General features: G+C 48.3%; 7 protein-coding genes. All 7 read left to right on the plus strand.

Annotation, left to right across the window (positions count from 1 at the left end; all coding sequences use genetic code 11):
- Nucleotides 1-10: 10 nt before the first annotated feature.
- Nucleotides 11-1,798: a type 2 periplasmic-binding domain-containing protein gene (locus tag AC0YNS_RS28630; RefSeq protein WP_475784326.1), complete on the plus strand. Its 1,788-nt coding sequence runs from the start codon at nucleotides 11-13 to the stop codon at nucleotides 1,796-1,798.
- A gap of 109 nt (nucleotides 1,799-1,907) precedes the next feature.
- Complete coding sequence (locus tag AC0YNS_RS28635) at nucleotides 1,908-3,845, plus strand: right-handed parallel beta-helix repeat-containing protein (protein WP_475784327.1); 1,938 nt, start codon at nucleotides 1,908-1,910, stop codon at nucleotides 3,843-3,845.
- The gene (locus tag AC0YNS_RS28640; RefSeq protein ID WP_475784328.1) at nucleotides 3,842-4,741 is read left to right on the plus strand and encodes an aldo/keto reductase; all 900 of its coding nucleotides are present in this window, start codon (nucleotides 3,842-3,844) and stop codon (nucleotides 4,739-4,741) included. Before AC0YNS_RS28635 ends, AC0YNS_RS28640 begins: the two co-directional genes overlap by 4 nt.
- 20 nt (nucleotides 4,742-4,761) lie before the next feature.
- Complete coding sequence (locus AC0YNS_RS28645) at nucleotides 4,762-6,684, plus strand: DUF8034 domain-containing protein (RefSeq protein ID WP_475784329.1); 1,923 nt, start codon at nucleotides 4,762-4,764, stop codon at nucleotides 6,682-6,684.
- Nucleotides 6,681-8,279: a glycoside hydrolase family 43 protein gene (locus tag AC0YNS_RS28650; protein WP_475784330.1), complete on the plus strand. Its 1,599-nt coding sequence runs from the start codon at nucleotides 6,681-6,683 to the stop codon at nucleotides 8,277-8,279. The genes AC0YNS_RS28645 and AC0YNS_RS28650 overlap by 4 nt, the downstream gene beginning before the upstream one ends.
- Nucleotides 8,280-8,901: 622 nt before the next feature.
- Nucleotides 8,902-10,068, plus strand: coding sequence for a hypothetical protein (locus AC0YNS_RS28655; protein ID WP_475784331.1), 1,167 nt, complete (start codon nucleotides 8,902-8,904; stop codon nucleotides 10,066-10,068).
- Nucleotides 10,069-10,546: 478 nt separating this feature from the next.
- On the plus strand, nucleotides 10,547-12,565 hold the full coding sequence (locus AC0YNS_RS28660) for an exosporium protein (protein WP_475784332.1): 2,019 nt from the start codon (nucleotides 10,547-10,549) through the stop codon (nucleotides 12,563-12,565).
- The last annotated feature ends 55 nt before the right edge of the window (nucleotides 12,566-12,620 follow it).

Genomic DNA, 12,620 nt, shown 5'->3' on the forward strand with positions numbered 1-12,620 from the left:
GCACACAAGAATGAAGAAGAAGGTTTCAGCTTTAGCGGCGGTGACAATCGCTACGATGCTCACTGCAAGTTTGGCTGGCTGTGGAAGCTCGAACACGGGGAATAACGGTAATGTTACCGGAAACACGAAGAGTGATGCGGCTTCGAACGACACGGCGAACGCGGCGAATTCGAATAACACGACGACTGCAACTGAGGAGAAGGCGCCGCTTGAAGCAGTCAAAATTTCGGCGTTGATTGGGCCAAGCAGTCTTTCCGGCGTTCAGAGCGATGAGATTTCAACAGAGATCTTCGAGAAGAAATTCGGCTTGAAAATCGATCATATCTTCGCCGGCGATAAATTCGACGAAAGGCTCTCCGCAATCATGGCAAGCGGCGATATGCCGGACCTGATCGAGTTCAAGGATAAAAAGCAATTCGAAAGCGCTGTCAAGGCAGGCGTTCTGATGTCCTTGGATGATCTGGTCGCGCAGTACGGTCCTGACATCACAAATAATCTGCCTTCGATGCTTCAATACATGAGAGACAACTATAGCGATGGATCAGGCAAGCTGTATGGCTTGGCATCGCAAATCGGCGTCAGTCAGCCAACGAACCTTCTTCATATGGCTCTCTATTCCAGATATGATCTCTACAAGAATGCCGGATCTCCGGAACTGAAAACTTATGATGATCTGCTGAACACATTGAAAACAATGCAAACGGAATATCCGAAGAATGACAAAGGTCAGAAAGTATATCCATTGCAGCTGTGGAGCGATTGGGATTCCATCAGTATGAGCTTGGTCGACTTTACGATTCCGGGATACATGGGTGTCAGCGCAAACTCGGGAACGCTGCAATTCACGGAATACGATCCAACTACCAAACAGCTTAAGAGTGTATTTGATCCTTCCAGCGATTACATGAAAGGCGTAGAATTCTTCCATAAAGCGAACCAACAGGGTATCCTTGATCCCGATTCGATCTCCCAAAAATGGCCGAATGCAGAGAGCAAAACGAAAGAAGGCCGTGTACTTACGACGATGTGGGGCTGGCAATCGCAAATCTTTAACGGCAATGATCTCGTCAAATCCAATCCGATGGCAGGCATGATTCCGCTGTTCCCGAAAGACGAAGCGAAAATGCTTGTACAAGCAGAATTGCCGGTCGGCGGCGGTTACGTATTCGGCATCGGCAAAAATTCCAAAAATGCGGACCGTATTATCCAACTGCTGAACTATTCCGCGACGGTACAGGGCTCGACTGAGCTGATGAATGGCGTCGAAGGCAAGGCATGGACGCTCAACAACGGCAAAGCCGAGTATGCCCCTGAATACTTGGAGAAAGTGGCGAAGAACGATCCTTCCACAGCCGGATATGAAAGCTTCTTGATGCTAAATAAATGGAACATCGATCCAAGAACGAACGAGTCGATTACGCATGAAGGTTGGTCGCAGTTCGTGAAGAAAAACCTGACGTCGGCCGAACAGGAATGGGCGACTGCGAATAATTCGTTGAATGTGTATGACTATGCCAAGAAGAATCTGACGGTTGTTCAAGACGATGGCGTAGTGGCACTCGCAGGAGCTCCATCGGATGATATCAAGGTTATCCAGCAGAAGCTGGGTGAAATCCTCAAAACGATGTCATGGAAAATGGTATACGCGAAGAATGACGCGCAATTCAACGAGCTTAAGCAAGAGCTGATCGATAAGGCAACGCAATTAGGTGCGGATAAAAACTTTCAATGGGCTCAAACCGAGCTGGCTGCCGCATCTGCAAAAGCATCCAAATATACAGAATATCACGTTCAATAACAGACTGATTTATCCATAAGTGTAATGGGTGCCGCGGCTATATTTGGAATCTACGGGCTCCAAATATAGCCGCTTTCTGTTTAAGAACGGGTTGAAGGAGACGTTGAACTTGAATTATTACGTATCTGTTCATGGTAGTGATTGGAACCCCGGTACGGAACAAGAACCGTTTGCGACGCTTGCGAAGGCGCGCGACTGCGTCCGCTCCATTAATGGCCTAATGACGAAGGATAACGTCGTTTATTTGCGTGGAGGCATCTATTATCTGGATAGCGAGTTCGTGCTTGACGAACGAGATAGCGGTTCAAACGGATTTAACGTTCAGTACCGCAATTACCCGGGCGAAACGCCGATTCTCTACGGAGGACAACGAATTACAAACTGGGAGCACATCAAATTTAGCGTCTATAAAGCGAAGGTTGGTCGTAATTGGTCATTTCAATCCTTAATCGAACACGATGAATGGGGGATTCGTTGCGCAAGCAGCTCGCTTACAGGCCCAGGGCAATGGTATTTAGATACACAAGAAGGAGAACTGTTCTATTGGCCGCGAAGCGGGGAAATCACGAACGCGGTAATTGCCGCACCGACCATGACAGATATGTTCCGTCTGGTTGGAAGCTCGCCTTCTACCCCGGTAAAGAACATTCAAGTTATTGGACTGCAGCTTCAATTAACGGATACTATCCAGCATTTTGATTATGTGGACTCCATTGATTTTGTAAACGGCAACGCAGAGCGTGAAGAAACAAAGCACGGTCTCATTTATATGGAAAATGCGGAATCCATTAGGGTTGTGAATTGCAAGCTCTTGAATGCCGGCGTGTGCGGAATATGGCTCAACAAGCATGCACAGCATAACGAGATTTATGGAAACTGGATTGAAGGCTCCGGTTTAAACGGGGTTTATTTTACGGGTTGGTCCTTTGACCAAGGACCGTTTCTGTCTGCAGAAGATGCTTATGTCAACAAGTTCAATGTCGTATCCAACAATTTCATCTTTGACAGCGGCAAATTCGAGCTGACGCGAGGCTCCGGTATACAGCTTCATCAAAGCGGTGACAACGAGATCTCTCATAATCGCATTTTGAAGGCGCCTCGATATGGCATTTCCATGAAAGGCGATCGTTACGGAGTCCTCGAAAATCATGGAGCTATCTATGGGATCCCGGTGACGAGAGACAATCGCTATGATTTTCTTTATACCCGAAATAATCGGATCTTGTTTAATGACATCTCCAACGTGATGACGAATTCAGAAGACGGTGCAGGCCTTGAATCTTGGGGAGTAGGTACGGGGAATGTATACGATCATAACTGCGTACACGACTTTGTCAATCTCAACCATTGGCGCAACTGGTTCGGAGGCATCTACTTAGATGACTGCTCGGATTACATGACAGTCACGAACAATATCGTATATGGGATACACGGCGGTCATGCTTTCGGCATTATGGAGAAAGGCATTGAGAATCGGGTATTTAATAACATAATTGCGAATAACGGACTGACTTGGGCGATCTGGATGCAAGAATTTGCCGAGGTCTCTTATGGTTTGAAGCTTGGCTGCAACATCCTATACAACAATAATACGACCGCGATTTATGGCTTTGAACACCTTCCCGAAGGCTTTGCGGGGAATCCCGTTTATACATCTGTTTATGATGGTGAGCTGCCAGAGAGGATTGCGGGCTTCGATCATAATCTCATTTACGAGCCGATGGGGTCAACAGATGTACTTATGGGCGATAAAAGTACCGTTTATCTCTCCTATGAGAACTGGAAGGCGGCTTATGGACACGATGCACATACCGTATTCGGCAAGGATCCGCTCTTCGTGGATGCCGAGAGTGGAGATTTCAGACTTCGTTCGGACTCGCCTGCTTGGGCGCTCGGTTTTAGACCGATCGATCAGAGCTTGATCGGTCTGAAGAGCGATTTCCCATGGGAGCCAATTCAAACAACGCCTGTCAGTGCGTTAATAGAAGTTAACGGTATTCGCAATCCTCCTCGTTTACATCAAGCAGCGAAAGAGGTAACGCTATGATTTATACAACATTCGGCCAAACCGGCCTTAGAGTCTCCAAGCTCGGCCTTGGCGGTGCACCGCTTGCAGGCGACTTCGGTAAGACGGATGAAGCGGAGGTGCAAAGCCTCGTGCACGAGGCAATCGATTCCGGAATTAATTTTATCGATACCGCGCCTAAGTATGGCATGGGCGAATCCGAACGCCGAATCGGCAAAGCGCTTGCTGGACGTCGAGATAAAGTCATTCTCGCATCGAAAGCGGTCCGCTCGGATCTTCGCTACGATTACGACAGCACGATCCGCTCCGTTGAAGAGAGCTTACAGAGGCTGCAAACCGATTGGATCGATATCCTGCAGCTGCACGATGTGGAATCGCAATCGGTCGATCTCATTATGAGCGAAACTGTTCCTGCTCTCGAGAAATTGAAACAGGATGGGAAAATTCGTTTCACAGGCGTAACGACGCGTGTTCTGCCTCTACTAATGGACTATATGAGGACAGGCAGCTTCGATGCCGTTCAATTCTATACCCGTTATATGCTGATCGACCATACGGCTAAGGATGAAGTGATGCCTCTTGCGCAGGAAACCGGTATCGGCGTCATCAACGGCAGCGTTCTGGGACTGGGCATGCTGGCGGATGCTCCCGCTCATTTTCTGGAAGAGGAAATCTCAAGTAAAGCGCAAAGCCGCATCGACCAGCTGCAATTCCTGCGCAAATCGGAGCCAAAGGGCCTTATTGAACCGGCCATGCGGTTTAGCATAAGCCATCCCGCTATTCATGTGACATTAACGGGAACATCCTCGCGAACGTCTCTTCGAACCAACCTGTCCTACTGCGATGGGAGAGGCTTGGAAGAGGAAGAACTTCAGAGCGTTTATGATCTGTTCCAAGGTCAGCCATTGTTTGACTAGTTTTTAGAGGAGTGAATGTAATGACATCAAGCATTAACGTGGTGGCTAAAGTACGCGCGGAGACACGTATCGTTCCTCCGCAATGGGCGCTTCAGGAGCAGCAGCTATTCGAAACCTTGAACAAGGCGGCCAGGGAATTCGTCGAACGTTATACGCGTCCGGACGGGACGCTCATTTGGTTTGATCATTGGCCGGGTATGGACGGATCGGACGATCCTTATGAAGGCTTCATGAACCTGGCACTGCTCTATGTGCTTGGCGGAAGCAGCGAGCTTTATGAAGTGTCGCGTAGGATCTGGGACGGTATCACCTGGCAGTGGACAGAGTACGGTCAACTTCACCGGGAATTTGATGCCTATTATGACTGGATGCACCACGGAGAAGGCTATCTCTATCTCTATTTCCTTGGATTGGCGGGGCCAGCGACGCTGAAGGACCGCCAGCGCGCCGTTAATTTTGCGCGCATGTACACAGGGGAAGACTCGGAAGCGCCGAACTATGATTCCGATATGAAGCTAATCCGCTCCCCGCTAAATGGGAGCCGAGGGCCGCGTTTTGAAGTCGATGGAGAGGATTGGAGCACGCACCGTGGCATCCTCGACGATTATTTAGCTCCATATGAGGATATTCCGGGCGTGGATTTCGATAGCATGAAATGCGCTTGGTCGAACGACGGCATCTATGAGCACATCATCCGAATAATGAATGAACGAATGAACCGCGGCGATGTTCCGCTTAATTTGAACGCTACGGGATTGATTACGCATGCATTTCTTCACACAGGGAATCAGAAGCTGAAAGACTGGGTGATCGAGTATGTGGATGCGTGGCAGGAACGGACACGTATAAACGGAGGCATCATTCCCGACAACATCGGATTGACAGGGCAAATCGGAGAGTATAACGACGGCAAATGGTGGGGCGGATATTACGGTTGGCGCTGGCCACATGGGTTTATGACGATTATTGAACCGCTGACGAACGCATGCATGAATACCGTGTTGCTAACCGGGAATATGAATGGGCTGCGGTTAGCAAGGGGGCAGTTAGACGCTAACTGGAAGCTGGGACGAGAGAGAGATGGCAAATGGCTTGTTCCCTATAAGCATTTTGACTCCGGCTGGACGGACTTCCGTGAAGCGCTGCCCAAATATCCGATCTATCTATGGACGATGTCGATGGCGGACGAAGACCTAGGCCGCGTCGAGCGAATTGCGAAGGACCATGACTGGAACGAGGTTATTGTACCGGCTTTTTCCGGAAGAGATCCAAGAACAGGCCGCGAAACGAAGCATTACATTGGCAATACGCAGCCATGGTTTCAATATATCCGCGGACTCAATCCGGACTACCCGGGACGAATTCTTAGCGCCAATTCCGAGATGATCGGCAACCAATTGGCCAAAATGCGGTCACCGGAAGGCGATCCGCGCAGCTGGACGGAGCATTATAGCGAAGGGATGTACTCCGCCATTCACATTTGGCAGGAGATGTGTCCGCTCTACTTTGAAGGTCTTGTTCAGTTGACTTTGGGAGGGCCGATGCATATTTCTCATGGAGGGCTTCAGCATGGCCGCGTTCGATATTTTGACGTGACGGCTGAACGCCCGGGTTTACCTGCCGGAGTTTCAGCCCTAGTAGAGAAGCTGGAGGCGGATTCTATGACACTGCATTTGGTTAATACGAGCTCGTTCGATGATCGGGAGTTAATCGTTCAAGCCGGCGTATTCGGCGAGCACAGCTTTGGCCATGGAGAAATAATTGATCAATTGGGCAAGGTTCTAGGATCCGTAGAAGTAAACGGAAAATGGCTGCACGTTTCCATGCCTGCTGGGACAGGCATCACGCTGCGTTTATCGATGGAGCGGTACGTGAATGAACCTTCGTACGACTTGCCTTGGCCAAGTCCGCAACAGCCGATTCGAGGAAGGAGCAAGCTATGAAGATCGATGCCACTCAGCAAGTCTTTAATCCGATACTCCCCGGAGATAACCCCGATCCATCAATAGTCAGAGTAGGCTCCGACTACTATATGGTGACGTCGACGTTTCAGTATTTTCCTGGCGTTCAAGTTCTGCATTCCCGCGACCTGGTGAATTGGAAGCCGATCGGTCATGTCATTACACGGAAGAGTCAACTCGATCTAACCGGGATGCCGGACTCTTTCGGCGTATTTGCGCCGGATATCTCATACTATAACGGCAAGTTCTGGGTAGTCGTTCCCTATTACCACGGTCAGCCGCGCTGCACGACGCTGCTATTCACGGCCGACCGACCGGAAGGGCCTTACAGCGAGGCGACTATGCTCAATCATCATTTTATTGATCCGTCGATCTTCAACGATGACGACGGGAAGCGGTATTTAGTGTTCGGCGGCGGATGGGTGCAAGAAATGAAGCATGACGGTTCCGGCCTCGTCGGTGAAGCTAAGCAGGTTTGGCCGGGAACTGGAGGCGCTGCCCCGGAAGCGCCGCATATCTTGAAACGAAACGGATGGTACTACCTCATGCTTGCTGAGGGGGGGACCTTCTTCGAACACATGGAAACGCTTTCGCGGAGCCGCTCGATTTGGGGGCCTTATGAGCCTTGCCCGCATAATCCTGTGCTTATGCAGCGTGATTCCGAGAAATCAATACAGCGGGTGGGACACGGCAAGCTTGTTCAAGATGAGGAAGGCAACTGGTGGATGTTCCACCTCGGAGGTCGACCATTAACGCCAGGGGGCTTTTGCCCGCTTGGCAGGGAGACGTTCCTTCAGCCGGTGCAATGGACGGATGATGAATGGTTCACGGTCGGAGAAGCGGGTGAACCTAGCGTATCTATAGTGCTTCCGCAAGTCGGAGTGGCACAAGCTCCGGCTTGCGAGCACCATGATGAATTTACCGGTACGAAGCTTTCACCCGATTGGGAATGGGTTAGACATCCTGTTGAAGAGGGGTATTCTTTGTCATCCGAAGGGCTTCGGATAGCTTGCAAACCGTTTATCCCCTTCTCACTCCAATCGACTCTGATATTAACAAGACGCTGGCAGAGTTTTGGATTTGAGGCGACGGCCACGGTTGCCTTCCATCCTGAGAGCAGGGGCGAGGAAGCCGGGATGACGATGTATCGAGACGCAGACGCGTTCCTGTTCTTCAATGTTCGAAACGGACTCGGTCAGACGGCCGCCCAGTCTTTTGACGTCAGACGCTTGCACGAGAATCAAGAGCACGAAGGCCTCTATTTAGAGGTGGGACAATATGTGAAAGTGCTAAAGACAACGCTTGGTACATGGCGCCTGTCTATTCGGCCTGGCGAGCGGCTTTGGCTCAAAATCCGTTTAGAAACGAAGACTCAGATCATTACGCTGCTCTATTCGATAGACGGCCAAGTCTTCGAAGCAACCGGCATCGCATTATCAGCGGAATTTCTGTACCCCGAACGAAGCAACCGCTTCTTGTGCTTCACTGCGCCGCGAATTGGTCTCTATGCCAAAGGGGTATACGGAGAGTCAGAGGGTTTTACTAAATTCAGCTCCTTTACGATGCAGCCGCTCTGATAATAAGCAATGCAGCTTAAATATTCCCGACACCCTACTCATTATTTGTTTGTAGGGCGGTATTAAACTAAGGCTTTTTTGAAACATTGACAGGGTTGAGAGCACTATATCCTTTTGAAAGTGTCGGGCGACCGGCAAATCTCATTTATAGACAGAATCAGTACGGTAAGTCTCAATGTAAAATATCGAAAATCTCAATCGTAGCCATAAATCCGCTTGATTTGATTTTATTATAAAATCCGAATGTAAAGCCAGTCAGGTCAAACAATTGATCTGACTGGCTTTATTCATTTTATTAAATAAAGGACACCAAACTTGGAGATCGGGCACCGTAGGGATATAACCCCTGTGGTCTGCAAAGTGAGCGGACTAGCCTCTTTGTATGCGTACACCACCATTAGTGAGTGTCTTATATCTATTAAGAATTGTGCTCGAATATTATCTCAGACTGTCCGCACCCTAAGATGAAATATGAATATTCTATGAAAGATAATAGAGTATTTAAAATAGAAAAATAGCGGATTGGATGTTGGCTCATCAAAAGTAGAGAAGGGGGAATCAAGTAATAGGTGTGTTGATTTTCTCCTATGCCCAAAATGATAAAGAAGGGAGAATCAAATAAATGGCTATTTTATCAACTGGACCGATAGAAAATAACCCGGTCAGTGGTGTAAGGCCAACACAACAGCTGACTATTAAAATTGATAATAGAGACTTAAACAATAATGCGAATATATTGCTTCAGGGATATTACCTAAACGGAACAAGAACGTTATATGTACTTGAATTATTTAATGTAATGCCAAATGAAGCAATAACGAAGAGTTATTTTGTGAATCTAGATACCTTTGAATTTGTCTTTACAACGAACGGTTTAGCAAGTCAACAAATAGAAATTTCAGTTTGGGGAAAAAATTCTGAGGGAGAGCTAGTAACTCCTCATCGTATCGTATCTTCGGAATTGTTAGGTGCAAATGGAACTACGGGAGGAGCAACAGGTGCTACAGGAGCGACCGGAGTCACTGGAGTTACAGGAGCTACAGGAGTTACGGGAGTTACGGGAGCTACAGGAGCAACCGGAGTCACAGGAGTTACCGGAGTTACCGGAGCAACAGGAGTTACCGGAGTTACCGGAGTTACGGGAGCAACAGGAGTCACAGGAGCAACCGGAGCAACGGGAGCAACGGGAGTCACAGGAGCAACGGGAGCAACGGGAGTTACGGGAGCAACAGGAGTCACAGGAGCAACCGGAGCAACGGGAGCAACGGGAGTCACAGGAGCAACCGGAGCAACGGGAGTCACAGGAGCAACCGGAGCAACGGGAGTCACTGGAGCCACAGGAACAACTGGAGCAACCGGAACCGTCTCTTCCGCATATGCTTATGTTTACAACTTAGGAAATCAGGCTGTAGGGGCCAATGTTGATGTTATTTTCAGCAATAACGGTCCACTGATAGGCGGGATCTCCCATACCGCAGGAACAGCTGCTGTAACAATCTTAGTTGCAGGTGATTACCATGTCCAATGGAGTGTAACTGTTAACCAAAATATACAAACTGCATATGCGATCGTGTTAAATGGCACACCGCTTCCGCAAACACTTTTTGGGTTTGGTGTAAATAATTCAGTAAATAGTTTCTTTCAGACAGCTGGCCATTCTATCATTACTGTTCCGGCAAGTGCAACCATAACTTTAAGAAATGTAGGCTTTGCGGATAACTTGACTAATAGTCTGGATGGTCAATTGATTGTAAATGCCTCATTAGAGATTATTAAACTGACTCTTTAATGTAGCTTACATGCAGTGATGTTTTTGTTATAAATTAGAGACTGAAATTAAGCTTACTAATTTAATACTGGCTTAGAAACTATTCACATGAAAGAGCCTGAACGACATGAATATACATAAATAAACTTGGAGATCGGGCGGCGCAGGGATAACCCCTAATGCCGCCCTTTCTTCTTTTTTACGTTTTTTTTGATTTAAGCGAGTGGTCTGCAGAATGAGCAGACTAGCCTCTTTGTATTCGTACACCACCATTAGTGCGTTTCTCTCATCTATTAGGAATCGTGCTCGAATATTATCTCAGACTGTCCGCACCTTGAGATGAAATATGAATATTCTATGAAAGATAATAGAGTATTTGAAATAGTAAAATAGTGGATTGGTCGTTGGCTCAACAAATAGTAGAGAAGGGGGCAATCAAGTAATCGGTGTGTGGATTTTCTCCGATTCTCAAAATGAAAAAGGAGGGAGAATCAAATAAATGGCTATTTTATCAACTGGACCGATAGAAAATAACCCGGTCAGTGGTGTAAGGCCTACACAACAGCTGACTATTAAAATTGATAATAGAGACTTAGACAATAATGCGAATATATTGCTTCAGGGATATTACCTAAACGGGACAAGAACGTTATATGTACTTGAATTATTTAATGTAATGCCAAATGAAGCAATAACGAAGAATTATTTTGTGAATCTAGATACCTTTGAATTTGTCTTTACAACGAACGGTTTAGCAAATCAACAAATAGAGATTTCGGTTTGGGGAAAAAATTCTGCAGGAGAGCTTGTAATTCCTCATCGTATCGTATCTTCAGAATTATTAGGTGCAAATGGAACTACTGCAGGAGCGACCGGAGTCACAGGAGCTACAGGAGCTACAGGAGCTACTGGAGTTACAGGAGCAACAGGGGCAACTGGGGCAATAGGTGCAACTGGAGTCACTGGAGCAACGGGAATCACAGGAGCGACAGGTGCAACCGGAGTCACTGGAGCAACAGGAGTCACAGGAGCGACAGGGGCAACCGGAGCAACTGGAGTCACAGGAGCAGCCGGAGCTACCGGAGCCACAGGAGCCACAGGAGCCACAGGAATTACCGGAGTTACGGGAGCAACCGGAGTTACCGGAGCCACAGGAGCACCTGGTGGAGCAACTGGTGAAACAGGAGCAATGGGAGTCACAGGAGCAACAGGAGCAACAGGGGCTACCGGAGTCACTGGAGTAACAGGCGAAACAGGAGCAATAGGGGCAACTGGGGCAATAGGTGCAACCGGAGTCACTGGAGCAACAGGAGCGACAGGGGCAACCGGAGCAACGGGAGTCACAGGAGCGACAGGTGCAACCGGAGCAACCGGCGAAACAGGCGAAACAGGTGCAACGGGAGTAACCGGGGCAGCCGGAGCAACAGGAGCAACCGGAGGAACCGGAGCGACGGGGTCAACAGGAGCAACCGGAGTCACAGGAGCAACGGGAGTCACAGGAGCGACAGGTGCAACCGGAGTCACTGGAGCCACAGGAGCCACAGGAGTAACAGGTGTCACTGGAGCAACCGGCGAAACAGGAGCAACGGGAGCAACGGGAGTAACAGGAGTAACAGGTGCAACGGGAGTCACTGGTGAAACCGGTGCAACAGGGGCAACTGGTGAAACTGGAGTAACAGGGACAACAGGGGCAACCGGAGCTACAGGGGCAATGGGAGCAACGGGAGTCACTGGTGAAACTGGGGCAACAGGAGTTACAGGAGCAACGGGAGCAACGGGAGTAACAGGTGCAACAGGGGTAACAGGAGCAACGGGAGTAACAGGAGTAACAGGTGCAACGGGAGCAACGGGAGTCACTGGTGAAACCGGGGCAACAGGAGTTACAGGAGTTACAGGAGTTACAGGAGTTACAGGAGTAACAGGAGCAACAGGAGCAACGGGAGCAACGGGAGTAACCGGAGTAACAGGTGCAACGGGAGCAACAGGAGCAACAGGAATAACAGGAATAACAGGAGCAACAGGAGCAACAGGAGCAACAGGAGCAACAGGAGCAACAGGAGCAACAGGAATAACAGGAGCAACGGGGTCAACAGGAGCTACAGGAGCAACTGGTGTAAATGCCACGATACAAAACGGACTATTTAATGTCAGTGTAGTATCTGTAGCAAATGGGACAGCAATTTCGTATACAACCTCATTTATTAATGGATCTAACATTTTGCATCCAACAAGTACGACCTTTGTACTAGCAATAGGGCACATTTATATGGTTTCGTACACTTTCAGGGCAACTAGTTCTGTAAATGGAAACGTTACAGTTACACCAAGATTTAATACCGTATTTCAGAGTCGTTTTTCAGGTAGATCAGTTACTGGCACTTTAGACGCTAATGTAAGCGTATCTGGTACATTCTTAGCTGATGCTACCTCAACTGCTATTACAATAGATTTTCTTTATAATGGATCGGCAACAACCACTTTCACGGATGGTTCTGTTTCGATTATTCAGGTGCAGTAAATATAGATTGACTATTATGAGTTGAATAATTACCGGGAATGTGGTTTCCGTTAAA

It is taken from the genome of Paenibacillus sp. J22FR21, from assembly GCF_056269135.1.

What these genes read in the sequence shown, in the direction of transcription:
- AC0YNS_RS28630 (WP_475784326.1), top strand. Translation starts at nt 11, where the DNA reads ATGAAGAAGAAGGTTTCAGCTTTAGCGGCGGTGACAATCGCTACGATG.
- AC0YNS_RS28640 (WP_475784328.1), top strand. Translation starts at nt 3,842, where the DNA reads ATGATTTATACAACATTCGGCCAAACCGGCCTTAGAGTCTCCAAGCTC.
- AC0YNS_RS28645 (WP_475784329.1), top strand. Translation starts at nt 4,762, where the DNA reads ATGACATCAAGCATTAACGTGGTGGCTAAAGTACGCGCGGAGACACGT.
- AC0YNS_RS28650 (WP_475784330.1), top strand. Translation starts at nt 6,681, where the DNA reads ATGAAGATCGATGCCACTCAGCAAGTCTTTAATCCGATACTCCCCGGA.
- AC0YNS_RS28655 (WP_475784331.1), top strand. Translation starts at nt 8,902, where the DNA reads ATGGCTATTTTATCAACTGGACCGATAGAAAATAACCCGGTCAGTGGT.
- AC0YNS_RS28660 (WP_475784332.1), top strand. Translation starts at nt 10,547, where the DNA reads ATGGCTATTTTATCAACTGGACCGATAGAAAATAACCCGGTCAGTGGT.